The organism is Variovorax sp. P2_H12, from assembly GCF_056403395.1.
Map to the genome: position 1 here is coordinate 14,210 of NZ_JBFUFO010000023.1, position 25,251 is coordinate 39,460.

24 protein-coding genes are annotated in these 25,251 nt (G+C 69.6%); 4 read left to right on the forward strand and 20 right to left on the reverse strand.

The genetic code is table 11. The annotated features are described in order from the left end of the window. Nucleotides 1-79: 79 nt before the first annotated feature. A complete protein-coding gene (locus AC1DYK_RS17980; RefSeq protein ID WP_478167549.1) occupies nucleotides 80-475 on the reverse strand; it encodes a helix-turn-helix domain-containing protein in 396 nt (131 codons plus the stop codon). A 325-nt stretch (nucleotides 476-800) separates the two neighbouring features. Between AC1DYK_RS17980 and AC1DYK_RS17985 the strand changes: the two genes are divergently transcribed. Together AC1DYK_RS17985 and AC1DYK_RS17990 are read left to right on the forward strand one after the other, a co-directional pair. Further along, nucleotides 801-1,337 (forward strand): helix-turn-helix domain-containing protein, encoded by a 537-nt coding sequence (locus AC1DYK_RS17985; protein WP_478167622.1) that lies wholly within the window; start codon nucleotides 801-803, stop codon nucleotides 1,335-1,337. A gap of 96 nt (nucleotides 1,338-1,433) precedes the next feature. Continuing rightward, nucleotides 1,434-1,874 carry a bacteriohemerythrin gene (locus tag AC1DYK_RS17990; RefSeq protein WP_478167550.1) on the forward strand — a complete coding sequence of 147 codons (441 nt, stop codon included), beginning with the start codon at nucleotides 1,434-1,436 and terminating at the stop codon, nucleotides 1,872-1,874. A 6-nt stretch (nucleotides 1,875-1,880) separates the two neighbouring features. On the opposite strand, the gene AC1DYK_RS17995 is transcribed toward AC1DYK_RS17990, so the two are convergent. Genes AC1DYK_RS17995 through AC1DYK_RS18070 form a run of 16 tightly spaced genes read right to left on the reverse strand, consistent with a single transcriptional unit; the run spans nucleotide 1,881 to nucleotide 19,620 of the window. Continuing rightward, nucleotides 1,881-2,663, reverse strand: a complete 783-nt coding sequence (locus AC1DYK_RS17995) for an enoyl-CoA hydratase/isomerase family protein (protein WP_478167551.1) — start codon at nucleotides 2,661-2,663, stop codon at nucleotides 1,881-1,883. 4 nt (nucleotides 2,664-2,667) lie between these two features. Next, complete coding sequence (locus tag AC1DYK_RS18000; RefSeq protein WP_478167552.1) at nucleotides 2,668-3,309, reverse strand: DsbA family protein; 642 nt, start codon at nucleotides 3,307-3,309, stop codon at nucleotides 2,668-2,670. Further along, nucleotides 3,306-4,976 carry an AMP-binding protein gene (locus AC1DYK_RS18005; RefSeq protein ID WP_478167553.1) on the reverse strand — a complete coding sequence of 557 codons (1,671 nt, stop codon included), beginning with the start codon at nucleotides 4,974-4,976 and terminating at the stop codon, nucleotides 3,306-3,308. The genes AC1DYK_RS18000 and AC1DYK_RS18005 overlap by 4 nt, the downstream gene beginning before the upstream one ends. Before the next feature lie 32 nt (nucleotides 4,977-5,008). Then, nucleotides 5,009-6,619 (reverse strand): acyl-CoA carboxylase subunit beta, encoded by a 1,611-nt coding sequence (locus AC1DYK_RS18010; protein ID WP_478167554.1) that lies wholly within the window; start codon nucleotides 6,617-6,619, stop codon nucleotides 5,009-5,011. Next, the gene (locus tag AC1DYK_RS18015) at nucleotides 6,616-7,101 is read right to left on the reverse strand and encodes an acyl-CoA carboxylase biotin carboxyl carrier protein subunit (protein WP_478167555.1); all 486 of its coding nucleotides are present in this window, start codon (nucleotides 7,099-7,101) and stop codon (nucleotides 6,616-6,618) included. The genes AC1DYK_RS18010 and AC1DYK_RS18015 overlap by 4 nt, the downstream gene beginning before the upstream one ends. A 19-nt stretch (nucleotides 7,102-7,120) precedes the next feature. Continuing rightward, nucleotides 7,121-8,593 (reverse strand): acetyl-CoA carboxylase biotin carboxylase subunit, encoded by a 1,473-nt coding sequence (locus tag AC1DYK_RS18020; protein ID WP_478167556.1) that lies wholly within the window; start codon nucleotides 8,591-8,593, stop codon nucleotides 7,121-7,123. Beyond that, nucleotides 8,590-9,453, reverse strand: coding sequence for a TetR/AcrR family transcriptional regulator (locus AC1DYK_RS18025; RefSeq protein WP_478167557.1), 864 nt, complete (start codon nucleotides 9,451-9,453; stop codon nucleotides 8,590-8,592). Before AC1DYK_RS18025 ends, AC1DYK_RS18020 begins: the two co-directional genes overlap by 4 nt. Next, nucleotides 9,450-11,255, reverse strand: a complete 1,806-nt coding sequence (locus tag AC1DYK_RS18030; RefSeq protein WP_478167558.1) for an acyclic terpene utilization AtuA family protein — start codon at nucleotides 11,253-11,255, stop codon at nucleotides 9,450-9,452. Before AC1DYK_RS18030 ends, AC1DYK_RS18025 begins: the two co-directional genes overlap by 4 nt. Beyond that, nucleotides 11,252-12,055, reverse strand: coding sequence for an enoyl-CoA hydratase-related protein (locus AC1DYK_RS18035; protein WP_478167559.1), 804 nt, complete (start codon nucleotides 12,053-12,055; stop codon nucleotides 11,252-11,254). Before AC1DYK_RS18035 ends, AC1DYK_RS18030 begins: the two co-directional genes overlap by 4 nt. Then, a complete protein-coding gene (locus AC1DYK_RS18040) occupies nucleotides 12,052-12,987 on the reverse strand; it encodes an SDR family oxidoreductase (RefSeq protein WP_478167560.1) in 936 nt (311 codons plus the stop codon). Before AC1DYK_RS18040 ends, AC1DYK_RS18035 begins: the two co-directional genes overlap by 4 nt. Nucleotides 12,988-12,998: 11 nt before the next feature. Continuing rightward, complete coding sequence (locus tag AC1DYK_RS18045) at nucleotides 12,999-14,195, reverse strand: ABC transporter substrate-binding protein (RefSeq protein ID WP_478167561.1); 1,197 nt, start codon at nucleotides 14,193-14,195, stop codon at nucleotides 12,999-13,001. Nucleotides 14,196-14,221: 26 nt separating this feature from the next. Next, a complete protein-coding gene (locus tag AC1DYK_RS18050) occupies nucleotides 14,222-15,268 on the reverse strand; it encodes a branched-chain amino acid ABC transporter permease (protein WP_478167562.1) in 1,047 nt (348 codons plus the stop codon). Then, on the reverse strand, nucleotides 15,268-16,140 hold the full coding sequence (locus AC1DYK_RS18055) for a branched-chain amino acid ABC transporter permease (protein WP_478167563.1): 873 nt from the start codon (nucleotides 16,138-16,140) through the stop codon (nucleotides 15,268-15,270). The genes AC1DYK_RS18050 and AC1DYK_RS18055 overlap by 1 nt, the downstream gene beginning before the upstream one ends. After that, nucleotides 16,140-18,053, reverse strand: coding sequence for an AMP-dependent synthetase/ligase (locus AC1DYK_RS18060; protein WP_478167564.1), 1,914 nt, complete (start codon nucleotides 18,051-18,053; stop codon nucleotides 16,140-16,142). The genes AC1DYK_RS18055 and AC1DYK_RS18060 overlap by 1 nt, the downstream gene beginning before the upstream one ends. Next, nucleotides 18,050-18,832, reverse strand: coding sequence for an ABC transporter ATP-binding protein (locus AC1DYK_RS18065; RefSeq protein WP_478167565.1), 783 nt, complete (start codon nucleotides 18,830-18,832; stop codon nucleotides 18,050-18,052). The genes AC1DYK_RS18060 and AC1DYK_RS18065 overlap by 4 nt, the downstream gene beginning before the upstream one ends. After that, complete coding sequence (locus AC1DYK_RS18070) at nucleotides 18,829-19,620, reverse strand: ABC transporter ATP-binding protein (protein ID WP_478167566.1); 792 nt, start codon at nucleotides 19,618-19,620, stop codon at nucleotides 18,829-18,831. The genes AC1DYK_RS18065 and AC1DYK_RS18070 overlap by 4 nt, the downstream gene beginning before the upstream one ends. Nucleotides 19,621-19,928: 308 nt before the next feature. On the opposite strand from AC1DYK_RS18070, the gene AC1DYK_RS18075 reads away from it, so the two are divergent. Further along, nucleotides 19,929-20,711 carry an enoyl-CoA hydratase/isomerase family protein gene (locus tag AC1DYK_RS18075; protein ID WP_478167567.1) on the forward strand — a complete coding sequence of 261 codons (783 nt, stop codon included), beginning with the start codon at nucleotides 19,929-19,931 and terminating at the stop codon, nucleotides 20,709-20,711. A gap of 40 nt (nucleotides 20,712-20,751) precedes the next feature. After that, the gene (locus tag AC1DYK_RS18080) at nucleotides 20,752-21,954 is read left to right on the forward strand and encodes an acyl-CoA dehydrogenase family protein (RefSeq protein WP_478167568.1); all 1,203 of its coding nucleotides are present in this window, start codon (nucleotides 20,752-20,754) and stop codon (nucleotides 21,952-21,954) included. Here AC1DYK_RS18080 and ubiM read toward each other — a convergent pair. From ubiM to AC1DYK_RS18095, 3 genes are read right to left on the reverse strand one after another with little or no spacing between them, the layout of a single operon-like run. Continuing rightward, complete coding sequence (ubiM, locus tag AC1DYK_RS18085) at nucleotides 21,929-23,155, reverse strand: 5-demethoxyubiquinol-8 5-hydroxylase UbiM (protein WP_478167569.1); 1,227 nt, start codon at nucleotides 23,153-23,155, stop codon at nucleotides 21,929-21,931. The two genes, AC1DYK_RS18080 and ubiM, sit on opposite strands and share 26 nt — an antisense overlap. Next, on the reverse strand, nucleotides 23,139-24,035 hold the full coding sequence (locus AC1DYK_RS18090) for an acyltransferase (protein ID WP_478167570.1): 897 nt from the start codon (nucleotides 24,033-24,035) through the stop codon (nucleotides 23,139-23,141). The genes ubiM and AC1DYK_RS18090 overlap by 17 nt, the downstream gene beginning before the upstream one ends. Beyond that, the gene (locus tag AC1DYK_RS18095) at nucleotides 24,023-25,237 is read right to left on the reverse strand and encodes an NAD(P)H-dependent flavin oxidoreductase (RefSeq protein ID WP_478167623.1); all 1,215 of its coding nucleotides are present in this window, start codon (nucleotides 25,235-25,237) and stop codon (nucleotides 24,023-24,025) included. Before AC1DYK_RS18095 ends, AC1DYK_RS18090 begins: the two co-directional genes overlap by 13 nt. Nucleotides 25,238-25,251: the final 14 nt, after the last annotated feature.

The window sequence follows — 25,251 nt, forward strand, 5'->3', positions numbered from 1 at the left end:
GCTCAGCAGAGGTCCGACGCAACGAATCGATCGGCGAACGATGCCATCACCTCTCGGCACTCCACGCTCTCGCCGTGGCTCATCTAGACCGCCCACGCTCAAACTCATGCAACAACGCCAACATGATCCGGCGCTGTTCTGCCGTCAGCGCGTGAAATCGCTCAGCGAACGCCTTCCCACTGATCTCCTCGCCCGACACCCTTGATCCTTTGCGATTGCCCTGCGGATCCGGCCCGTAGTGCAGCCAGTGCGGCGACACGTCGAGGAACTTCGCAATTCGCTCGATGCTGTCCACGCGGGGTATGGACCGACCCGTCGCCCACTTGTGAGCGGTCTGAACGCTGACTCCGGAACGAAAAACTGGCGCGAGCGCTTCGGCGAGCGCCGTCCCTCCGAATTTCTTGTATCCGCGCTGCGCCATCGCGATACGCAAGCGATCGGTAAAGGCTTCAGATTCTTTGATTCGGGCTACCACCCGACGATTGTCAGAAGCAGTTGATTTTTATCATTCACCCGAGATGGCTAAATTTAGCCTATCCAAGTTAAAATTCGGTCTAGCGGTCAGACGACCAGCAACGATCTGGACGTCGCGACCGTCAGCAGAACTTTGGTTTTTGGGGAGGAGATCAAATGCCTTGCAACGACAAGGCTCGGACAGGGACGCCCGAGCCATGAAGACCCGACAAGTCCCCTCCCCCTTCCCGACCGCGCGCCCCCTCAGGCTGCGGCCGTCGCTCTACCTGCCGACCCCCAAGGCCAAGCCCACGCGCAGCCAACCCGCTGCCCTTGTCGGAACCCAGGTGCACCGCCTGCGCGTGGCTGCCGGAGTCTCGGCCGTGGAGCTCACAAAGCGCTCGGGCGTGTCGCGCTCCATGCTCTCGCGCATCGAGAACGGCCAGGTATCGCCCTCCGTCGAGACCCTGGACCGGCTGGCCAAGGCCCTGGACGTTCCGCTGTCGCGGTTCTTCGCCGAGCAGCGCTACCGCACCGACTTCAGCCATGTGCCCTCGGGCAAAGGCCTTCGGGTGGAGCGCCTCGGCGCCGTCGCGGACTACCGCTACGAGCTGCTCGGCCATGTGCTCTCGGGCAACCTGTTCGTCGAGCCATACCTGGTCATCCTGGAAGCCGACGCCAAACCCCAAGTGACTTTTCAGCATCCGGGCCTGAAATTTCTATATCTTCTATCGGGCGCCGTGACCTATCGCTATGGCCCGAGGCGCGTGAAACTCCGCGTCGGTGATTCGCTGCTCTTCGATGCCACCGCGCTGCACGGCATCGAGGACCTCGGCACGCAGCCGGTGTCGTACCTCTCCATCGTCTTCACCTTGCGCAGCTAGGCCTTCATCCGCGATCTGCAGCGATGCTTGTCGCAGGTCAATGAGTCCCTCGCGCGGGCGGGCTAGCCTTGTGTCTTTCCATCCAGGAGAGAACACATGTCAGCCTCGGATCGGTCCGGCGCACTGTCGCTCGACTTGCCTTTCATGGACCAGGCCCGCGAGGCCTTCGTCGCGCGGCTGGCGATCGCCGACGCCGCCGACGACGCGCAACTGCCGGCGGCCTGGCGCGAGGTGGTTGCCTGCACCGCCGAGAACTTCGCCCGCGAGGATCTCTGGATGCAGTCCACCGGTTTTTCCTCGCGCAAGGACCACATGCTCCAGCACCGGGTGGTGCTGGAGGTGATGCGCGAAGGCATCGTCCAGGCCGACGAGGGCCGCCTGCTCCAGGTCCGGCAGATGGTGTGGCAGCTGCGCGACTGGCACAGCAAGCACGTGCAGACCATGGACGCCGCGCTGGCGCTCCACCTGCGCGGCGTGCGCTTCGACCCCGCGAACGGGGATCGGGGGCCGGGCAGCCTGGCGGCGGCGCGCGCCTGAGGGCGCCTAGGACCCGTTGAAGACCGGCTTGCGCTTGCCGATGAAGGCTTCGCAGCCCTCGTGCGCATCGTCGCTGTCGAACACCAGGCTGATCATGGCGCGCTCGTATTCGAGCGCCGCGTCGATCGGCATGTCGGCCCCGTGCAGCATCGACTTCTTGAGCAGGCGCAAGGCCACCGGGGATTGCTCGGCAATGCGCCGGGCCAGCGCCATCGTCTCGGCCTGCAGCCGCTCGGGCGCCACCACCGCGTTGACCAGTCCCAGCGCCAGCGCCTCGCGCGCCTCGATCGGATCGCCCGCGAACATCAGCAGCTTGGCCTGGCACAGGGGCAGCTGGCGCATCAGGCGCTGCGAGCCGCCGCCGCCCGGGAACAGGCCGAGCTTGATCTCCGGCAAGCCGATGCGCACGCCCTCGCCGATCAGGCGGATGTCGATGCACAGCATCAGCTCCATGCCCCCGCCGAGCGCCCATCCGTTGACGGCCGCGAGCGTCGGCTTCGGGCAGCACTCGAAGCGGCGGAACACGCGTTGCACCACGGCGCCGAACTCCTGGTAGTGCGCCAGCCCACGCCGGCTGTTCAGGTCCTTGATGTCGCCGCCGGCGACGAAGGCCCGGTCGTCGGCCCCGGTGACGACGATGGCGCGCACCGCATCGTCGGCCTCCAGCGCGGTCAATGCCGCCTCCATGGCGAGCAGCATCGGCAGGTCCAGCGTGTTGAGCCACTGGCCGCGGTTGAAGCGCATGACGCCGACGGCGCCGTCGACATGGATCAGTACGGGATCGGACATGCGATCAGGCGCCTCGTGCGTGCGGCGCCGGCGACAGGCGGCCGTCCAGCCAGGCTTCGATCTGCGGCAGGCGATCGACGCCGAAGAAGGCTTCGCCATCGATCACGATGAAGGGCGAGCCGAAGACACGCTGGCGCACGGCCTCTTCGACCTCCTGGCGAAGCAGCTCCCTCGCTTCGGCGCCTCCGAGCCGATGCTCGAAACCCTTCGCATCGCCGAGGGCGGGCGCTGCCTCGCAGGCCCAGCGCGCCACCTGGCCGGCGTCGTCGAGTGCCGCCCCGTCACGGAAGTAGCCGCGCATGGCCGCCTGGGCGAAGCGAACGGCGGCGGCGGGTTCGCTGCGGTCGAGGAGATGGAATGCGCGCGCGGCATGCGGCGCGATCGCCGGAAAGCCATCGGGCAAGCGGAAGGGCACACCGAGCAAGCTGGCCGAGCGTTCGAAGTCGCGCCACATGTAGGCGCGCTTGGTCTCGCTGGCCAGCGGCGCCGGCAGGTCGAGCGCCCGCAACACCGCGAACAGCAGCACCGGCCGCCAGCGAACGCTGCGCCCGTGCCGCGCAGCGACCGCACCGATCCTTTCCGACATCAGATAGCCATAGGGCGACACGAAGTCGAACCAGAAGTCGATCGGTGCCGGCGCGCTCATGTCGGTGTCCCGGCCAGCGCCGGACTCGGGCCGGGGGTGGCACCGCGCTTCTTCAGGGCCCGCAGGTCGCGCATGCCGGCCAGGCCGCGCGGATCGACGCCCGGCGGGAAGATCTGGTGCTTCTGGATCTTCTGCGTGGCGGTGGTCGGGATGCGGTCGGTCACCCAGACCCAGCCCGGCGCCTTGTAGTAGGCCAGCTTCGCGTGGCAGAGATCGAACAGGGCGCGCACCGCGGCATCGACATCCGCGCCGGCCTCCGGGCGCAGCACGACGCAGGCGAGCACCTCCTCCTCGCGGACTTCGTCCGGCAATGCCAGCACCGCCACCTGGTCGACCCACGGATGCGTCTGCAACAGCGCCTCGACCTCGGCCGCGGCGATGTTCTCGCCCGAGCGCCGGATGATGTTCTTGCGCCGGTCGACGAAGTGCAGCATGCCGTCGGGCGTACGCCGGACGATGTCGCCGGTGTGGAACCAGCCGCCGCGCCACGCCTGCTCGGTGGCGCCGGGATCGTCGAGGTAGCCGCTGAAGAAGTCCTTCCGCGGCGTCGTGGCCGAATGGCGGATCAGCATCTCGCCGTCGGTGCCGTCGGCCACGTCGATGTCGGCATCGTCGACCACGCGGACCTCGAGCCCGGGCTGCGCGCGGCCGAAGGCCCGCGTGCCGACGCGGCGCGGCGCCTGGTTGTCGACCAGCGCGCGCGCCATCTCGGTCATGCCCCAGATCTCGATCAGCGGGAAGCCGAAGCGCTGCTCGAAACTCGCATGCCGCTGCGGCTCGACGCCGGCGCCGATGGCGAAACGCACGGCGTGCTCGCGGTCCAGCGGGCTCGCCGGCTGGCTCAGCAGCATCGGCACCACCACGCCCAGGTAGTGCACGACCGTCGCGCGCGACTCGCGCACTTCGGTCCACCAGCGCGAGACATGGAAGCGGTCGGTCTGCACCTGGCAGTTGCCCTTGAGCATCGCGCAGTAGAAGGAAAAGATCGACGCGTTCACGTGGAACAGCGGCAGCGGGTTGTAGATCCGCTCGCAGCCCTCGCCGAAGCCGGCCAGGCCGCCGCGCGTTGCGTACCAGGCGCCGAACGCGAGCTCGCTGCGGTGCGACAGCACGCAGCCCTTGGGCCGGCCCGTGGTGCCGCTGGTGTAGAGCACGCTCGCCGGGGTCTGGCCGTCGGGCGTGGTGGATGCGGCGGCTCGCGCCGCACGCGGCAGGCCTTGCTCGAAGGCATCGAGGCGCACCACGCCCGGCCGCTGCGCGGCCTCGGCCAGCGCGGCCTGCAGCAGCGTGTCGAGTCCCGCAACGACGACCACCAGGTCGACCTTCGCATGGTCGATCACGAAGGCCAGCTCGCCCGCCCGATGGTCGGGATTGAGCGGCACGCAGCACACGCCCAGCGCGTTCATCGCGAGCTTGTGCAGCAGGTGCTCGGGCCGGTTCTCCAGCAGCAGGCCGATGCGGTGGCCGACGCCGTAGCCCGCGGCGGCATAGGTTCGCGTCAACGCCTGCACGGCCTGCGCCGCGGCGCGGTAACTGATCTCGACACCTGCGGCCGCGTAGGCGCGCGCGGGGTTGGCGGGCACGGCCAGGAAGGTCTTGTCCGCGTAGGTGTCCGCGGCCCTGGAGAAGGTGTCGCCGATGGTGCTGTGGTCGTCGATCGCGATCATGTTCCGTCGTCTCCTTCTTCGCCGCGCGCGGCTCAGAGCCTGAGCACGCCGTAGCCCACGTCGTCGCTGAACGGCGCGTTCAGCGAGGCCGCGATCGCCATGCCGAGCGCATTGCGCGTGTCGACCGGATCGAGGATGCCGTCGTCCCACAGCTCGGAGGTCGAGTGGTACGCATCGCTCTCGGCCTCGAAGCTCTTGAGCACCGGGTCGCGGATCGCGGCGATCTCCTCGTCCGACAGCGCATGGCCGTTGCGCTGCAGCTGGCGCACCTTCACGTCGGCCAGCGTGTTGGCCGCCTGCTCGGCGCCCATCACCGCGATCTGCGACTGCGGCCACATCCAGAGGAAGCGGCCGTCGAAGGCGCGCCCGCACATGCCGTAGTTGCCGGCGCCGAAGGAGCCGCCGACGATCACGGTGAACTTGGGCACCGTGCAGCCGACCTGCGTCATGATCATCTTGGCGCCGTCCTTGGTGATGCCGCGCTCCTCGTACTCGCGCCCGACCATGTAGCCCGTGATGTTCTGCAGGAAGACCAGCGGCGTGCGGTCGCGGTCGCACAGCCGCATGAAGTGCGCGGCCTTGAGCGAGCTGTCGTTGAAGAGCACGCCGTTGTTGGCCAGGATGCCGACCTTGCAGCCCCAGATGCGCGCATAGCCGCAGACCATGGTGGTGCCGTAGTCCGGCTGGTACTCGTGGAACTGGCTGGCGTCGACGATGCGCGCGATCACCTCGCGCATGTCGAAGCCGGTCTTCCAGTCGGTCGGGATGATCCCGTAGAGCTCCTGCGGGTCGTAGTGCGGCGGCTCGGCCTCGGTGCGGTCGATCGCCTGCTTGCGGCCGGGCGTGGTCTGGGCCAGGATGTCGCGCGCGATCGACAGCGCATGCGGCTCGTCGTCGGCCGCGTAGTCGCAGGTGCCCGAGACCGTGGTGTGCATCTGCGCACCGCCCAGCGCCTCGGCCGTGACCACCTCGCCGGTCGCCGCCTTGACCAGCGGCGGGCCGCCGAGGAACACGCCGCCGTTGCCGCGCACGATCACGCTGTAGTCGCACAGCGCCGGGATGTAGGCGCCGCCCGCGGTGCAATGGCCGAGCACCACGGCGATCTGCGGCACGCCCATCTTCGACAGCGTGCACTGGTTGCGGAAGATGCGGCCGGCCGCATGGCGGTCGGGGAACAGCTCCGACTGCAGCGGCAGGAAGCCGCCCGCGCTGTCGCAGAGGTGGATCACCGGCAGCCGGTTCTCGATCGCGATGTCGAGCGTGCGGACGATCTTCTTGATCGACAGCGGATACCAGGCGCCGCCCTTGATGCTCGGATCGTCCGCATGGATCATCACCTCGCGGCCCTGGACGATGCCGATGCCCGAGACCTGCCCCGCACCATGCACCTCGCCCTCGTACGAGCGGTTGGCGGCCAGTGCGCCGATCTCCAGGAACGGCGTGCCGGGGTCGAGCAGCAGATCGAGCCGCTCGCGCACGGTCAGCTTCTTCTGCCGGTGCAGGCGCTCGATGTCGCGTTCCGGGCGCTCGTAGCGCGCGCTGTGCAGCTTGCGGCGCAGCGCATCGACGCGTTCGGCCATGGCCGCGTGGTTCTGCCGGAAGCTCGCGCTGCCGGTGTCGATCTGGCTCTGGATGCGGCTCATTGCGATGGTTCCTCCGTGCGCACCAGCACCGCGCCGCGCTGGAAGGTCTGGCCGACCGCCAGGGGCAGTTCGGCCACCACGCCGTCCGCCGCGGCGCCGATGGTCATCTGCAGCTTCATGCTCTCGATCACCAGCAGCGCATCGCCTTGGCGCACCGCCTGTCCGAGCGTGGCCTGCAGCGAGACGACGACGCCCGGCATCGGCGCCAGCGAGGCGCCCGCAACGCCGGCCGCGGCACCGTTGGTCGAGCGGGCGGGGTCGACGCGGTCCATGCGCCAGGCCCGTCCCTTGAGCTGCACGTAGACCGAGTCGCCGTGCGCCACGGCATTCAGGCGCTCGCTGCGGCCGTCGACCGTGGTGACGAAGCTGCCGCCGCCGGCGGCGCGCACCGCGAGCCGGACATCGTCGACTTGCACCGCTTCGGCGTGGGCGTGGACGCGGTGCCGCACCGCGGGGGCATGGCTGAACAGGAAGGTGGTCATGAATGAGGCCTAGTGAAGATCAGTTGCGCCAGGCACCCATCGAGGCGTAGGGCTCGGGGACCGTGCGGGCGGCGCGGTCGGGCGCCGCCGATGCGGCGACCGCCAGCAGCGCGTGGCGCTCGCCATCGGTCAGCGCGGCCGGTGCCAGCGCATCGCGATGCCGTTCGAGGAAGCCGGTGTCGGTCTCGCCCTGTGCGAAGGCCGGATGCTGCAGCACCCGCGCCAGGAAGTCGTTGTTGATCGTGACGCCCAGCATCGTGGTCTCGGCCAGCGCCGTGCGCATGCGGGAGATCGCGAGGCGGCGGTCGGCGCCGTGCACCACGAGCTTGGCGAGCATCGAGTCGAAATCGGCGGTCACGGGCGCGCCTTCGGTGACACCGGCGTCGAAGCGCACGCCCGGCCCCTGCGGCGCGTGCAACAGCAGCACGCGGCCGGTGTCCGGCACGAAGCCGGCGTCCGCATCTTCCGCCAGGATGCGGCATTCGATGGCGTGGCCCGCGCTGGTCACCTGCGCCTGCGCGATGCCCAGCGCTTCGCCCTGCGCCACGCGCAGCTGCAGTTCGACGAGATCCAGGCCGGTGACCATCTCGGTCACCGGATGCTCCACCTGCAGCCGCGTGTTCATCTCGAGGAAGAAGAACTCGCCCTCGGGCGAGACGATGCATTCGACCGTGCCCGCGTTGACGTAGCCTGCCGCCGACGCCAGGCGCACGGCCGCGGCGCAGATGCGCTCGCGCAGCGCCGGCGGCAGCCCGGGTGCCGGCGACTCCTCGATCAGCTTCTGGAAGCGGCGCTGGATCGAGCACTCGCGCTCGCCCAGGTGGATCACGTGGCCGTGGCTGTCGCCGAAGACCTGCACCTCGATGTGGCGCGGCCGCTCGACGAAGCGCTCGGCGAACAGGCGGCCGTCGCCGAAATAGCGCTGGCTCTCGGCGCGCGCGATGTCGATGGCGGCGGCCAGCTCCTGCTCGCGCCGCACGATCTGCATGCCCTTGCCGCCACCGCCCGCGGCGCCCTTGATCAGGAGCGGAAAGCCGATGCTGCGCGCGCGCTCGGCAAAGCTCGCAGGGTCGTCGGCCTCGTCGGCCGAGGGCGTGACCGGCACGTCGTGCTGCACCGCGAAGCGGCGCGCGCTGATCTTGTCGCCCATCAGCTCGATCACGCCCGCGGGCGGACCGACGAAGACCAGGCCGGCATCCGCCACGGCCTGCGCGAAGGCCGCGTTCTCCGACAGGAAGCCGTAGCCCGGATGGATGGCGTCGCAGCCGCTCTGGCGCGCGGCACGGATCATGGCCTGGGCATCGAGCCAGGCCGCGACCGGCGGCTCGCCGAAGACTTCGACCGACCCGGTGGCGGCGAGCAGCGCGGGGCCGGCCCGGTCCTGCCGGTGCCAGGGCACCACGGTCTCGATGCCGAGACGGCTGGCCGTGCGCACGATGCGCAGCGCGATCTCGGCGCGGTTGGCGATGAAGAGCTTTCGGATCGGGGTCATGGGGGGTCTTTGCGTCGCTTCGCTGCAGGGGCTGCGGGAGCCGGCGGCAGCACGCCGCCGGCCACGATCCGTTCGAGCCGCGCGAGACGGGCCTCGATGTCGCCGCTCGCGCGCTGGGCCGAAGCGGTGGTGCCGGGCGCGAGGTCGAGCGCGGCTTCGCGCGTCATCAGCATGCCGCCCAGCAGCATGGCCGTGCAGCGGTCGGCGGTGGCTTCGATGTCGATGCTGCCGCGGCCGTACAGCTGCGACCACATGCGGTGCTCGATGCCGCCGTAGAGCATGCTGCGGATCAGCTCGACGTCGGTGTCGGCGGGCAGTTCGCCCTCCTCCACCGCCTCGCGCACGGTGCGCACCAGGAAGGCGGTGTAGCGCACTTGCAGGTCGTGCAGCACCGACTGGAAGTAGTCCGGGCTGGTGCGCACCTCATGCAGCACGATGCGCGAGAGCCCGGGCTCCTCGACGTACACGCGCAGGTGCCGCCAGACCAGGAAACGCAGCCGGCTGCGGAAGCCGTGGATGCGCGCGAAGCCATCGGCGATGTCCTGGATCAGCGGCTCGTACATGCCGCGCAGCACCTCGTTGAGCAGGTCGCGCTTGGTCGGGAAATAGGTGTAGACCAGCCCTTCGACGACGCCGACGCGGGCCGCGATCTCGGCCACCGAGGAACGCTCGAAGCTCTTCTCGAGGAACACTTCGCGCGCCGCGGCCAGGATCTCGGCCGCGCGGCGCAGCCGGCGTGGCGTCTGCTTGCCGGCCGCGATGGGAGCCGGGGATTCGCCCGGGATCGCGCGGGGCGAACCGGCCGCGATCGAAGTGCCTTTTCTGGCAGGTGCTTTGGACTTTGTGACAGTGGTTTTCATGGAAGGCTTTGTACCAAGTCGGCCGGCACGTCGAGCTCCAGGTCGAGCAGCATCTGCGCCAGCGCCTTGCCCTGCGGGTCGTAGCGCAGCGAGGCGATGCCGCCGCCGCCGAGCGCGTTCTCGAGCGTGAAGTTCAGCGCGTGAAAGCCGGGCAGCGGGTAGCGCCTGACGCGGCCCTTGGCCACGTGCGCGAAATAGGCCGCGACGGTGTCGGCGTCGAGCGCGCGCAGCAGCCATGCGTAGGCTTCGGGCGAGCGTGCGATGACGCCGATGTTGGCCATGTCGCCCTTGTCGCCGCTGCGCGCATGGGCGATGCGGATCAACGGGACGCGCACGGTGCCCGCCACCGGCGTGGCGGCCGGCTGCTCCTCGGCGCCATCGAGCGCGGCGACCGGCTGGCCGACCTGCAGCTCGTCGAACGGCAGCGCCTGCCCGTCGAGCGAGACCCGTGCCGGCACCGCCGCGCGGTCCACCTGCAGCGAGAACAGCCGCACCACCGGCGAAGGCGACGGCCGGCCCGCGGCGAAGCCCGTGATGCCTTGTGCCATGGACGTCGCCGACGGCGCGATCTCGCGCGCCAGCAGTTCGAGCGCGGCGCGCGATGCATGCCGCGCGGCCAGCTTCAGCACCACCTCGCGGCTGTGCCGCGTGCGCGCATGCGGGCCGTAGGTGCTCTCCGCACCCAGCACCTCGATGTGGGCTTCGCTGAAATCGGCCAGTCCGCGCTCGGCCAGCAGCCGCCGGCAGCGCGCCAGGATCGCCTCGCCCACGCGCTGCGCCTTGCGTGCCGCTTCCGGCCCGCCGATCATCAGCGTGCCCAGCAGACGCCAGCCGTCGGCATGGGTGGCGCTGGCCTTGTAGCTGAGCGGCGCCGGCCGGCCGTGCGCGCCGCTGACGCGCACGCGATCGGGCCCGTCCTGTTCGAGCCGCACCTCGGAGAAGTCGCAGCACACGTCGGGCAGCAGGTAGGCGCGCGGGTCGCCGATCTCGTAGACGATCTGCTCGGCCGCGGTGGCGGGGATCACCAGCCCGCCCGTGCCGGGCGGCTTGGTCAGCACGAAGCTCCGGCCGTCGGGCGGGCATTCGACGATCGGGAAGCCCATGTCGTCCCAGCCGGGCACCCGCTCCCAGTCGGTGAAGAGGCCGCCGGTGGCCTGGGCGCCGCATTCGATCAGGTGGCCGGCCAGGCTGCCGGTCGCGAGCCGGTCCCAGTCCTGCCAGCCCCAGCCGAATTCATGCACCAGCGGCGCCAGCGTGACCGCGCTGTCGACCACGCGGCCGGTGATCACGATGTCGGCCCCGGCCGCCAGCGCGGCGACGATCGGCTGCGCGCCGAGGTAGGCATTGATGCTGAGCAGCTCGGCCGGCATCGGTGCGCCGCTGAACATCTCGCGCGTGCCGGCCGCGCGCAGTGCATCGGCCTGGCCGGAGAGGTCGTCGCCCTCCACCACCGCGATCCGCAGCGCGATACCCTGGGCTTCGAGTTCCTTCTGCAGCGCCAGCCGGCAGGCGGCCGGATTCACGCCGCCGGCGTTCGACACCACGCGGATGCCGCGCGCCTTCAGCTCGGGCGCAAGCGCCGCCACCACCCGCACGAAATCCGGCGCATAGCCGGCGTCGGCCGACTTGGCCTTGGCACGGGCCAGCAGCGACATCGTGATCTCGGCCAGGAAGTCGAAGACCAGGTAGTCGATCTCGCCAAGCCGCACGAGCTGCGAGGCACCGCTCTCGGAGTCGCCCCAGAAGCCGCTGGCGCAGCCGATGCGCAGCGGGCGGGTTCGGCGTTCAGGCAAGGTGTTCATCGTCCGGGCCACTCCGGCGCGCGGCGTTCGGCAAAGGCCTTCATGCCCTCGCGCGTGTCCTCGCTCTGCGACAGCACGGGCAGGATGGCCTGCGCGAGATTCAAGGCATCGTTGAACGACAGGTCGGTGATCGCGCCGATGGCGCGGCGGCCGATGCGCAGCGCGACCGGCGAGTTGGCCGCCAGCTTGGCCACCAGTTCGTCGACCGCGGCATCGAGCGCTGCGGCCGGAACCACGCGGTTCACGATGTCGAAGCGCTCGGCATCGCCGGCCGGGAAGCGATGCGCGAGGAAGCACATCTCGAGCAGCCGCCGGCGCGGGATCACGCGCATCAGCAGCGGCAGGATCATCATCGGGAACACGCCGACGCGGGCCTCGGTGGTGCCGAACATCGCGCCCTCGGCGGCGATCGCGAAGTCGCAGGCGCAGACCAGGCCCAGCCCGCCACCGAAGGCGCCGCCATTGACGCGCGCGATGATCGGCAGGTTGCAGCGATCGAGCGCACGGAACAGCTCGGTCACCGGATTGTCGAAGCGGCCGGGCTCCAGCGCGAACGGCGAGCCGTCGGCGGTCGGCTTGAGCTGGCCGCCGGCACAGAAGGTCTTGTCGCCGGCGCCGGTGAGCACGATGGCGCGCACGCCTTCCATCGCCTCGGCCTGGCGCAGCGCCTCGGTCAGCGCGACCATCACCGTGTCGGTCATCGTGTTGTGCGCCTCGGCACGGTCGATGGTGATGCGGCAGGCGGCGCCTTGCCGTTCGACCTTGACCTGTGGCTGTATCGGATTCGTGTTCATGCTCATGTGGTTTCCTCGTCCCCGCCCGGCAGGTCGCCAAAGGTGGCCGGCGGCTGGTACTGCGGGAAGCCGTCGTAGGCGAAGCTGCGCGCCGCCGGTTCCAGCTTCCAGGTCGGCCGTGCCGTCGGCACGCCGCCATCGACGCGGATCACGGCGCCGCTGATGAAGCCCGCGGCCTCCGACAGCAGATAGACGACGGCCGAGGACAGTTCGGCCTCGGTGCCGAAGCGCTGCAGCGGCACCTTGTCGCGCAGCCCGCGCAGCACATTGCGATAGTCCTCGTCGTAGGTGTCGATGCCGGCCGAGGCGATCCAGCCCGGCGCGACCGCGTTGACCCGCACGCCGGCATGCCCCCACTCGCAGGCCGCGGTCTCGGTCAGCGTGAGCACGCCGCCGCGCGCCGCGCCCGAATGGCCCATGCCCGGCAGGCCGCCCCAGATGTCGGCCAGCATGTTGACGATGCTGCCGCCGTTCGCCTCCATCCACTGCACGAAGCATTCGCGCGAGAACAGGAAAGTGCCGTGCAGGTTGTTGCGCACCACCGCATCCCAGCCCTTGAGCGAGATGTCGCGCAGCCGGGCCGGAAACTGCCCGCCGGCGCAATTGAAGAGCCCGTCGAGCCGGCCGTGCGTCGCAATGACCTCAGCCACCGTCGCCTGGACCGCCGCCTCGTCGCGGATGTCGCAGACATGGGTCGTGACGTCGCCTGCGCGCTCGGGGTAGATGGCGGCGATCTCGGCCGCCACCGCCTCGAGCTTGCCCGACTGCCGCCCGACCAGCGCGAGGTGCGCGCCGAGGCTCGCGAGCTCGTGCGCGGTGCAGCGGCCGAGCCCGCTGCCGCCACCGGTGACGACCACCGTGCGGCCGTCGAACAGGCCGGGACGAAAGGCCGAACGGTAGCGCTCGGTGCTGGCGGAAGAAGAGGCGGCGGTCGGCATCGACTGAGGGCTCAGTAGGCGACGAAGTCGGTCAGCGACTTCACGGTGCCGCTCTGCGGTTCGGTCTGGAACAGCTTGATCGGCATCACGGCCTGGCCCTTCGGGTTGTCGAAGGACACCGGGCCGCTCAAGCCGCCGACCTTGTAGTCGTGCAGCTTGTCGAGCTGCGCGATCACGCAGGCCCGCGTCACGTTGGCGCCGCAGCGGCGCACGCCCTCGGCGAAGACCATCGTGCCGACGTAGCCGCTCACGGTGTAGCGGTTGAAGTTGGCGTAGTCGTCGGCGCTCAGGTACTTCTTGGCCGAGCCCATGAGCGCCGCGCCCGCCGGGTCGTAGTTGGAGGCGTAGTAGTCGGGGATCAGGTACTGGTAGCCCGACGGTGCCGCCAGCTTGACCGCGGCCGGCATCTGGCCGGCCCACAGCGTCCCGAGCGTCATGTCCATGTCGAGGCGGCGCAGCTCCGACATGATCGAGGCCGACTCGGTGGTCAGCGTGCCGAGGTAGAGCGCATTGACGCCCTTGTCCTTGAGCGTCAGGACCTCGGCTGAGAAGTCCTTGGCGCCGCGCTTGAACGAGATCTCGGCCACGCTCGAGAGGCCGAATTCCTTGACCGCCTTCTGGTAGCCCGACAGCAGGGCTTTGCCGAAGTCGTCGTCCTGGTAGAGGATGCCGAACTTGGCGCCCTTCTTGTTCATCTTCTCGACCATGTAGCGCACCGGCACGTAGCCCGCATAGTCGTAGTCGGGCCCGATCATGAAGACGCTGGGCCGCCGCGGCGACACCACGGCCGGATTCGGCGCCATGTGGACGATGGTCGGGATCTTCGCCTCCTCGATCGCCGGCAGCATCGCCACCATGTGCGAGCTGCCGGTGGTGCCGGTGATGCCGAACACCTTGTCGGTGTCGATCAGCTTCTTGACCGCCGACACCGAGCGCGCCGGCACGTAGCCGTCGTCCTCGTAGATGGCGCGCAGCTTGCGGCCGTTGATGCCGCCGGCGGCGTTGATCTCGGCGATGGCGAGCTTGGAGCCCGCCGCGCCGGCCTTGCCGATCAGCGAGGCCGGGCCCGACATCGGCTGCACCTCGCCGATCAGGATCTCGCTGGCCGTGACGCCGACGTCCTGCGCCTGCGCGCCGGCCGTGGCCGCGAGCATGCCCAACACCGCCAACGCACGCACCACCATCGCCTTGCCTTCTTGCTTGCCCATCGTCGTCTCCTGTTGTGATTCGGTTGTCATTGGGACAGCGGCCACTGCACCCAGAAGCGCTTGGCCTTGCGCCAGATTCCGGCCAGTCCCTCGGGCTCGAGCCGCAGGAACAGCAGGATCACCACGCCGTACATCAGGCCCTTGACCTCGTAGATGCGGTCGGCCATGAGCATGCGCACGCCGTCGCCCGCCGCTTCGAAGCCGAAGCTCAGCAATTCGGGCAAGAGCAGGATCAGCGCCGCGCCGAGGATCGCGCCATGGATGCGGCCCATGCCGCCGACGATCACCATCGCCAGCGCCTCGATGCTGATCAGGACGCTGAAGGTGTCGACATTGACGAAGCGCGTCTGCAAGGCCACCAGCGCGCCCGCGACGCCGGTGTAGAAGGCGCTCACCATGAAGGCCAGCAGCTTGTAGCGCATCAGGTCGATGCCCATCGCGCGCGCCGCGATGTCGTGGTCGCGCAGGGCCAGCCAGGCACGGCCGATCCGCGAGCGCATCAGGTTCAGCGTCGCGAACACCGCCAGCACCAGGAAGAACAGCGCCGCGTAGTAGAAGCGCTGGTCGCCCTTGAACGACACGCCCAGCACGCTGAGCGGCTCGACCGGCATGCCCGACGAACCGCGCGTGATGCCCTCGGCAAACAGCACCACGTGGCGCACGATGAAGGTGAAGGCCAGCGTGGTGATCGCCAGATACAGGCCCTTGAGCCGCAGCGAGGGCACGCCGACGATCAGGCTGGCGAGGGCCGCGACCAGCCCCGCCAGCGGAATCGCCAGCAGCGACGGCACGCCGTAGTCGGTCGTCAGGATCGCCTGCGCGTAGGCGCCGATCAGCAGGAAGCCGGCATGGCCGAGCGAGATCTGGCCGGCCACGCCCGACAGCAGGTTGAGCCCGAGCACGCCGACCGAGACCACGAAGATGCTGGTCAGCATGTTGAGCCCGTGGGCGCCGAACCAGGCCGGCGCGATCAGCAGCAGGCCGAGCCCGGCCAGCGCCCAGCACCAGGTGACGCGCTGGGGAGCCAGGGCGACCAGGCCGGCATAGGAGGTCTGGTAGGTTCTGCTGCGCATCAGACTCTTTCGATTTCACGTTGGCCGAACAGGCCGTAGGGCTTGACCATCAGCACCACGATGATCAGCACGAAGCCGGCGATCTCCTTGAGGCCGCGCCCCAGGTAGCCGCCGGCGAGGTTCTCGAACACGCCGATCACCAGCCCGCCGAAGGCGCCGCCGACCACCGAGTCGAGGCCGCCGAGGATGGTCGCCGGGAAGCCGCGCAGGCCCATCTGCGAGATCTCGGGCTCGAGGCTGAACATCAGGCAGAACGCCAGGCCGGCGAAGGCCGCGAACACCGCCGACAGCGCCCAGGCGACGGCGCTGATGCGTTTCACGTTGATGCCCATCAGGAGCGCGGTGGTCTCGTTGTTCGAGGTCGCCCGCATCGCGATGCCGATGCGCGAGCGCGAGAAGAAGAGCCACATCAGGGCGCACAGCACGGCCAGCGACACCAGCGCGAAGATCTGGCCCGGATAGAGCGCGAGGCCCGCGAACCGGATCACGGCGTTGCCGAAGGGGCGCGGGAAGGCCGTGGGCTCGACGCCCCAGATCAGGATCACGGTGGAGCGGATCACCACCGCGAGGCCGATGGTCACCATCACGCGCGAGAACATCGGCTCGCCGAGCATCGGTCGGATGAAGATGCGCTCGATCGCCAGGCCCAGCAGCACCGACACCGCGAGCACCGCCACCAGCAGCGGGCCGAAGCCGATGCCCGGGATGGTGGCCAGGCTGAAGCTGATGTAGGCGATCAGCATCATCACCTCGCCTTGCGCGAAGTTCACCATGCCGGTCGCGCGGTAGACGATGGCGAAGCCCATCGCGACCAGGCCGTAGAGCGCGCCGATCACCAGGCCCGAGGTGACGAGGTTCAGGAAGTAGTTCATCAGGCCGTCGCTTTCTCGGCGCCGTAGATGTGCGCGACCTCGGCCGCGAACTTCTGCTCGATGACCCGCCGGCGCACCTTCATCGTGGCGGTGAGCTCGCCGTCGTCGTGGTCGAGCTGCTTTTTCAGCAGCGCGAACTTGCGGATGCTCTCGACCCGCGAGAAGCGTTCGTTGACGCGCTTGACGTCGTCGGCGATGAGCTCGCGCACCGCGTCGAGCTGCGCCAGCGTCTCGTAGGTGGTGTAGGCCATGCCGCGCTCCTGCGCCCACTTGCCGACCGTGTCGAGGTCGATCTGGATCAGGGCCGAGACGAAGTGCCTGCCGTCGCCGAGCAGCACGGCCTCGCTGATGTAGAGGCTTTCCTTCAAGGCGTTCTCGATCAGCGAGGGCGTGATGTTCTTTCCGCCGCTGGTGATCAGGATGGCCTTCTTGCGGTCCACGATCTGCACCTGCCCGGTGGCCTCGTCGAGCTCGACGATGTCGCCGGTGCGCAGCCAGCCGTCGTCGAAGGCGGCGCAGGTGGCCGCCTCGTCGTGCAGGTAGCCGTTGAAGACGATCGCGCCGCGCAGCTGCAGCTCGCCGTCGGCGGCGACGCGCTGCTCGACCACCCCCGGCAGCAGCGGGCCGCACCAGCCCAGGCGCGACAGCGCGACGGATTGCGAATGGCTGGCGCCGCTGGTCTCGGTCATGCCGTAGATCTGGTAGATCGGCACGCCCAGCGCGCGGAAGAAGAGGATCACCGAGGGCGAGATCGACGCGCCGCCGGTCATCGCGACCCAGGTGCGGTCGAGCCCGACGCCGGCCAGCAGGTTGCTGAACACCGTCACCCGCAGCAGCCAGGCGACGAAGGCGTCGCGCCGGCTGACCGCGCGGCCGCCGTTGGCGATGCTGCGTTCGGCGATCGGCGTGGCGATGGCCATCGCCTTCGTGAAGGCGCGCCGCGCGATCGGCCGCGCATCGCGCGACTTGATGAGGATCTCGTACTGCAGCTTTTCCCAGATGCGCGGCACGCCGAAGAAGAAGCTCGGGCCGATCTCGCGCAGGTTGTGGGTGACGGCGTCGATCGACTCGGCGAAGTTGACGATCGAGCCGTAGACCAGCTGCATCACCGGCGACATCAGGCGCTCGGCGACATGGCACAGCGGCAGGTAGCAGACCACCGTGAGCGGCTTGCCGGCGAAGCCCTGCACCGCACCCAGCGCCGCGGCGTCGGACAGGATGCCGGCGTGCGAGAGGCGCGCGCCCTTGGGCATGCCGGTGGTGCCCGAGGTGTAGACGATCAGCGCATCCTGGCCGGCATCGAGCGCATCGAGCACGGCCTCCCAGGCGGCGCTGCGGCCCTCCTGCTGCGCCAGCGCGCGGCCTTCGGCGAGCGCCTGCGCGAACGGCATCAGCATCGGCTCGTCGTAGTGGCGCAGGCCCTTCCAGTCGACCGTGAGCACGCGCTCGAGGTCCGGCAGGCCGCCGTCGCGGCGCATCGCCTCGAGCACCTTGTCGGTCTGCTCCTGGTCGCCGCAGACCGCCACCTTGGCACCACAGTGGCGGACGATGTACTGCAGCTCGGGCCAGGGGTTGGTCGGATAGATGCCGACCGTCACGCCGCCCAGCGACTGCGCCGCCAGATCGGCGATGAACCACTCGGGCGTGCCGTCGGAGGCAATGACCAGTTTGTCGCCGGCACCGAAGCCGGCCTGCTGCAGGAACAGCGCGAAGGCGCGCACCCGCTCGAAGTAGCCGGACCAGGTCGTACCCTGCCAGATGCCGCGCGTCTTCTCGCGAAAGGCGATGCGCTCGGGCGTCTGGCGCGCGCGATGGCGCAGCAGGCCCGGCATCGTCGCCCGGCCCTCGGCCACGCCGGGCGGCAGTGCGGCATCGGCGAGCACGCGGTGGTCGGAGGTCTGCGCCGGCTTCATGCTGCGACGGGCGCGGCAACGCCCAGGTAGGCCGCGATGACGGCCGGGTCGGCCGCCACCTCGGCGGGCGTGCCATCGGCGATCTTGCGGCCGAAGTTCAGCACGCAGACGTGGTCGGAGATGTCCATCACGATGCCCATCTCGTGCTCGATCATCATCACCGTGACGTTGCGCTCCTCGCGGATGTCGAGGATGAAGCGGGCGATGTCCTCGGTCTCCTCCTGGTTCATGCCCGACACCATTTCGTCGAGCAGCAGCAGGCGCGGCTGCATCGCCAGCGCGCGCCCCAGCTCGACCCGCTTCTGCAGGCCGTAGGACAGCGTGCCGACCGGCAGGTCGCGGATGGTCTCGATCTCGAGGAACTCGACGATCTCCTCCGCGGTCTCGCGGGCCGCGATCTCGGCGCGGCGTGCGGAGCCCCAGAACACGGCGGCGCCCAGCACGCCCGTGGTGAGCCGCGCGTGCAGCCCGGTCAGGATGTTGTCGATCACGGTCTCATGCTTGAAGACCGCGAGGTTCTGGAAGGTGCGTGCGATGCCGCGCTTCGAGAGGCTGTGGGCCGCCGCGCCCGCGATGTCCTCGCCGTCGAAGACGATCCGCCCCGCGCTGGGCGCGAGCAGGCACGAGATCAGGTTGAACAGCGTGGTCTTGCCGGCGCCGTTGGGCCCGATGACGCTGAAGATGTGGCCGCGCTGCACCTGCAGGTCGATGCCCGACAAGGCCTCGAGGCCGCCGAAGCGCTTGCCCACGCCCTGCAGCTCGAGCAACGCCGCGCTCACGAGAGCCACCTCTTGCGCCGCTTGTAGTGCTTGATCTCGCGCATGCTGCGGCGCTGGCCGCCGGCCTGCACGCCGAGGTAGAACTCCTTCACGTCGTCGTTCGCGAGCAGCTTGGCCGGCGTGTCGTCGAGCACGATCCGGCCGCGCTCCATGATGTAGCCGTAGTCGGCGAGCGAGAGCGCCAGCTGTGCGTTCTGCTCCACCAGCAGCACCGTCAGGCCGCGCTCGTCGCGCAGCCGGCGAATGATGTCGAAGATCTCCGCGATGATCTGCGGCGCGAGTCCGAGCGAGGGCTCGTCGAGCAGCAGCAGCTTCGGCTCGCCCATGAGCGCGCGGCCGATCGCCACCATCTGCTGCTGTCCGCCGGACAGGTAGCCGGCCACGCGATGCCGATGGGCTTCGATCGCGGGGAACAAGGCGTAGATGCTGGCCAGCGCCTGGGATTCGTCGGTGCCGGGCCGCAGGTAGCCGCCCATGCGCAGGTTCTCCTCGACCGTGAGCGTGTCGAAGAGCCTGCGGCCTTCGGGCACCTGGACGAGCCCGCGCCGAACGATCTCGTGCGGCGCGCAGCGTTCGAGCGAGGCGTTGTCGTAGCGGATCGCACCGCCCGTGATCTCGCCGTCTTCCGGATAGAGCACGCCGCTGATCGCCTTGAGCACGGTCGACTTGCCCGCACCGTTGCTGCCCAGCAAGGCGACGATGCGGCCCTGGTCGAGTTCGAGCGAGACGTCGCGCACGGCCTCGACCGCACGGTCGTAGAACACCTGCAGGTTGGTGATGCTCAACATGGGCAACGGCCCCGGCCGAACGAGGGTTGGTGAGATTCCAAGACTTGTCTCCGTGCCGGTCGTGGCGTCTGGTTGTGGGGCGGATATTGCGGCGTCGATTTCCACCTGTCAACAGTTTTCTGACCCTGACTCAATTTTTGTTCTTCGAATTCCTCCGCCGGAACATCTTCCGCCTCTCTTCACTGTCTTAGGGTTAAACCTAGCATTTCCTCCCTTCTCAAACGAAGCCAACCGGTGTCTCATTGGCACCGCATCAACGGACATTATTGAGTCAAGGTCAACTTGATGCGGAACACCTCCGGAGACACATGGACACGCAAGATCCCGTCTGCATCGACTTCCATGGCGAAGTCGCGACGATCGCGCTGAACCGCGCCGATGCGCTCAATGCGCTGGACTTTCCAGCCGCCGAGGCGCTGCATCGCGCGATCGAGACGGTGGCTGCCGCGCCGGGCGTGCGGGCGCTGGTGCTGCGTGGCGAAGGCCGGTCGTTCTGCGGTGGCGGCGACGTGGCCGCGATGCATGCGCACCGGTCCGAGCTGCCTGCGTTCATCGCCCGCATGATCGACAGCTTCCACGCCAGCGTGATGGCATTGAATCGCATCGCGGTCCCGGTGATCGCCAGCGTCCATGGCGCGGTGGCCGGCGGCGGCATCTCGCTGGCGCTGGCCTGCGACATGGTGCTGGCGGCGCGCGGCACTCGCTTCGTCACGGCCTACGCGCAGCTCGGCGCGCCCGCCGATGGCGGCCTGAGCTTCCGCCTGACGCAGCGCCTGGGCGCCGCGCGCGCCTTCGATCTGCTCACGCTGCGCAGCACGATGGATGCGGAAGAAGCGCTGGCGCTCGGGCTGATCAGCCGCATCGTCGACGCCGAGCGTGCCGACGCCCAGGCGCAGCGCTACGCGCGCGAGCTCGCGGCCCTGCCTGCCCAATCGGTGCGCGAGCTGACGGAACTGACCGCCGTCCAGTCGCGTGAAGGCCTGCAGGCGCAGCTGGCGTGCGAGAAGGCCGCCTTCCTGCGCTGCGCCGCCAGCGCCGATTTCGCCGCGCGTGTCGCCGCATTCGCCGAGCGTGGCGGCCATGCCGCCTGAACCGCCTCCCCTCCTTTTTTCTTCCATCCCCCGGAGACCCATGAACACCACCGCTTCCGCTCCAGGCGCCGCCCAGCGCTTCTCGGGCCTGTCCGACGACGAGCAGCAGGTCCTCGACCAGGCCGATCGCTTCGCGCGCAACGAGCTCTACCCCCTGTCCAGCCGCATGGACAACGAGGAGTGGTGGCCGCCCGAGGCCTTCGCGCAGATCGGCGCCACGGGCTACTTCGGCATTCCGGTGCCCGAGGCCTATGGCGGCGCCGGCCTCGATCTCTTCGCCAGCGGGCTGGTGGTGCAGGCGTTCTCGCGCTGGAACCACGCGCTTGCGCTCAGCTGGGTGGCGCACGAGAACCTGTGCCTCTACAACATCTACCGCAACGCCGACGAGGCGCAGCGCAAGGCCTACCTGCCGGGCCTGTGCAGCGGCAAGAGCATCGGCGCACTGGGCCTGACCGAGCCCGGCGCGGGCTCCGATGCGCTGGGCTCGATGCGCACCACGGCCACGCGCGACGGCGACGACTACCTGCTCAACGGCAGCAAGATCTTCATCACCAACGGCACGGTGGCCGATGTGGTGCTGGTCTACGCCAAGACCAACAGGGAGCGCGGCGCCAAGGGCATCTCGGCCTTCATCGTCGAGACCGGCAGCCCGGGCTTCAAGGTCGCCCAGAAGCTCACCAAGATGGGATTTCGCGGCAGCCAGACGGCCGAGCTGGTGTTCGAGAATTGCCGCGTGCCGGCGCGCAACCGGGTCGGCGAGGAGGACCGCGGCGTGCAGGTGGTGATGAGCGGGCTCGACCTGGAGCGCGCCATGATCGCGCCGATCTGCCTGGGCATCTGCGAGCGCGCGCTCGAACTGGCGCTGGACTATGCGCGCACCCGGCAGCAGTTCGGCCAGCCGATCTCGAACTTCCAGATGATCCGGGCCAAGCTGGCCGACATGTACGTGTGGATCGAATCGATGCGCGTCTTCACCTACCAGGCACTGCGCGCGGCCAACGATCTCGAGATCGGCGGCGGCGGGCGCGGCGACATCCACATGATCACCGCCGCCTCGGTGATGTTCGCCTCGGAGACCATGAACAAGGTGCTCAACGAGGCGATGCAGATCCACGGCGGCACGGGCTACATCTGGGAATCCGAAGTCAACCGGCTCTATCGCGCCATCAAGCTGCTCGAAATCGGCGCCGGCACCACGGAGGTCCGCAAGATCATCATCAGCGACGAACTGCTGCGCCGCTGAGTGTCGGCAGCCGGAGCCCGCCGCGTCCGGTGAGCCGTGCCGTGATCGCGGCCTTCAGCGGCGGCAGGTGCTGTGCGCCACGCAGGATCAGCTGGCGCGCCAGCCGCTGCGGCGCGCCGTCGTTCGCATAGAGCTTCGCCACGGCGTTGGTGCCGTGGTACATCACGGCGGCATCGCGACGGTGCTTGCGGCCGTAGCCGGCCAGCACGCCGGCGTCGCCGATGTCCAGCCCGGCCGCACGCGCATCGCACAGCGCGTGGGCCAGCGTTGCGACGCTCTGCAACCCGAGGTTGTAGCCATGCGCCGTGACCGGATGCATGCCGACCGCGGCGTCGCCGATCAGCGCGCTGCGCGTGGCACTGAATCGGCGCGCGAAGGCCGTGACCAGCGGATAGGGATAGCGATCGCCGAGCAGGCTCATGGAGCCCAGCCGGCCACCGAACTGCGCCTCGACCAGCGCCGCGAATTCGCCGCCGGGCAAGTCCATCAGCCACGCCGCGGCCGCGGTGTCGGTGGTCAGCACGGCGGAGCAGATGTCGCCGGCCAGCGGCAGGATGGCCAGCGTGCGCTCGTAGCCGAAGCACTCATGGGCCACGTCGCGGTGCGGCAGCGTGTGGCGCATCCGGCAGACGATCATGGTGCGGCCGAGGTCCTGCATGTCGGCAGCGATGCCGAGCTGGCGGCGGGCCCACGAGAAGCGGCTGTCGGCAGCGATGAGGAGGCGCCCGTGCAATGACTCCGGCAGCGCCTCCTCGCCGTGCTCGACCTCCAGCTCGACCTGCGCGGCCGAGGTGGTGACGCGCAGCAGCCGCGACCGGGTGCGCAGATTCAGCCCGGGCCGTTCGGTCGCGGCCTCGAAGCTGACGCGTCGCAGCGCATGGTTGGGGACGATCCAGCCGAGCGGGTCGCGGGCCTTGAAATGCAGGGCGGCGTCATGCCCGCCGCCATCGGTCACCCGGGCCTCGCGGATGCGCCCGATCTCCTCGGGCCGCAGCCGCTGCCAGAGGCCCAGCGCGCGCAAGGTCTCGACGCTGGAATGCGTCAGCGCGATCTCGCGGCCGTCCTCCGCGGGTGCGGCCAGCGCGTCGCGCGACTGCTGGTCGAGCACGGTCGCAGCGAAGCCGGCATCGGCCAGCGCGATGGCCATGGCCAGGCCGGTCGGGCCCGCGCCGACGATCAGGACTTCAGGGTCCAGCGACATGCATCTGCTCCTTTTTCAACAATGCGGCGATGAGCCGATCCTTCTCCGCCCACTGCCCTTCGGTCCATTCGCGCAGGCGCTGACGATGCGCCTTGTCGCCCAGGGCATCGGCTTCGAGCAGCGCCGGCGGAATCTCGCGCCGCCGCACGTCGACGGTCACCGCCTCCAGCCGGCCGGACAGCAGCGTCCAGAAATCGGGCGGCCCCTGGGGGTAGACGATGGTGACGTCGAGCATCGATTCGAACTGCTCGCCCATGGTCTCCAGCGCCACGCCGAGGCCGCCGATCTTCGGTTCGAGCAGATGCAGGTAGCGGCTGTTCTGGCCGGCATGCTTGGCCGCCGTGAAGCGCGTGCCCTCGATGAAATTGATGACCGCCGTGGGAATGCGCCTGAATTTCTCGCAGGCCTTGCGGGTGGCCGCAAGGTCGCCACGCCGCGCGCCCCGGCCTCGGCCGCGCTTCATGAACGGGAAATCGAGCGCCCACCAGGCCAGGCCGATCACCGGCACCCAGATGAGCTCGCGCTTCAGGAAGAACTTGAGGAAGGGAATGCGGCCGTGGAAGACCCGCTGCAGCACCAGGATATCGACCCAGCTCTGGTGGTTGCAGGACACCAGGTACCAGCCACGCGGCTTCAGCCCGTCGAGGCCGTGCAAGGTCCACGGTGCCGGGCAGGCCGTCGCGATCCAGCGGTTGTTGAGCGCGACCCAGCCCGTGGCCAGCGCGTTCAGCGCCCGGTCGCACGCCGTGCGCACCGGGGCTGCCGGCACGGCCAGCTTGACGGCGGCGAGCGGCACCATGAGGGCGACGCCCATCAGCGTGTTGAGGCCGAGGCGCAGGCCGTTGAGGGCCCCGCGCCAGACCGGAATCAGGCGGCGCAAGGCGTGCCGGGCTCGGCGGCGGGCAGCAGCCCGCCCAGAAGCCATCGCATCAAGTCCCGCACCGGCCGGATCTGGTTGCCGAAGGGCAACCGGCCCGCACCGCGGAAGAACAGCCCCTGCTCGGTGTGTCCCGCGAGCGCATGGCCCAGCATCTTGTCGATGCAGAACTTGCCCCAGCCCGGCGTGGCGTCGCGCAGGCCGCAATGGGCCAGACAGTCGAAGCGCATGGTGCACTCGGTCTCGCGGTGCGCCTTGGCCATCAGCCGCGGCTCGAGCCGCAGGTACTTGGCCAGCCAGGGCGTGCGCACGGCGCGCGCAGGCAGGCCCGCCACGCTGGTGAATTCGACCAGGTCCTCGGGCCTGGCATCGGCGAGCACGCGCTTGAAGGCCAGGTCGGCATCGCATTCGGCGGTGACCGCGAAGGCGGTGCCGAGCTGGACCGCCGAGGCGCCCAGCGACTGCAGCCGGCGGATGTCGTCGAGGCTCTCGACGCCGCCGGCGGCGATGAGAGGGATGCGGCCTTCGATGCCCGCGGTCTTGAAGAAGGCCTGCACCTGCGGCAGCACGACATCGAATTCGAAGCGCGGGTCGTTCAGGTCGCCCACCTTGGCGGCGCCGAGATGGCCGCCCGCAAGGCGCGGATGCTCGATCACGATGGCATCGGGCAGGCGCCCCTTCTTCTCCCACTTGCGCACGATCAGCTGCACGCCGCGCGCGTCCGACAGGATCGGGATCAGCGCGACCTGCGGGTGCTCTCGCGCCAGGTCCGGCAGGTCCAGCGGGAGGCCGGCGCCGACCACCAGCGCATCGGCCCCGCAAGCCAGCGCGTGCCGCACCTGCGACTCATAGGCCGTCAGGGCTTTCATGACGTTCACGGCGATCAGGCCGCGTCCGCCGGCGAGCCGGCGCGCCCGCGCGATCTCGCGGCCCAGCGCCTCGAGGTTGGCGGCGTCGATACGCTGGCCGGCGTCGGGCTCGGCCTCGAGGTGCGAGGTCTGCGCCCACAAGTCCGGGTGCAGGCGCCGCAGGTCGACCGACGACACGGTGCCGATGCCGCCGAGGCCGGCGACCGTGCCGGCCAGGCCGCCGGCCGAGACGCCGACCCCCATCCCGCCCTGCACCACCGGCAACAGCTCACGGCCGGCCAGTTGCCAGCTTCTCAGGCCCGATCCGGCGGCAAGCGCCCGCAGCGCATCGGCCATGGCGGCCGCATCCG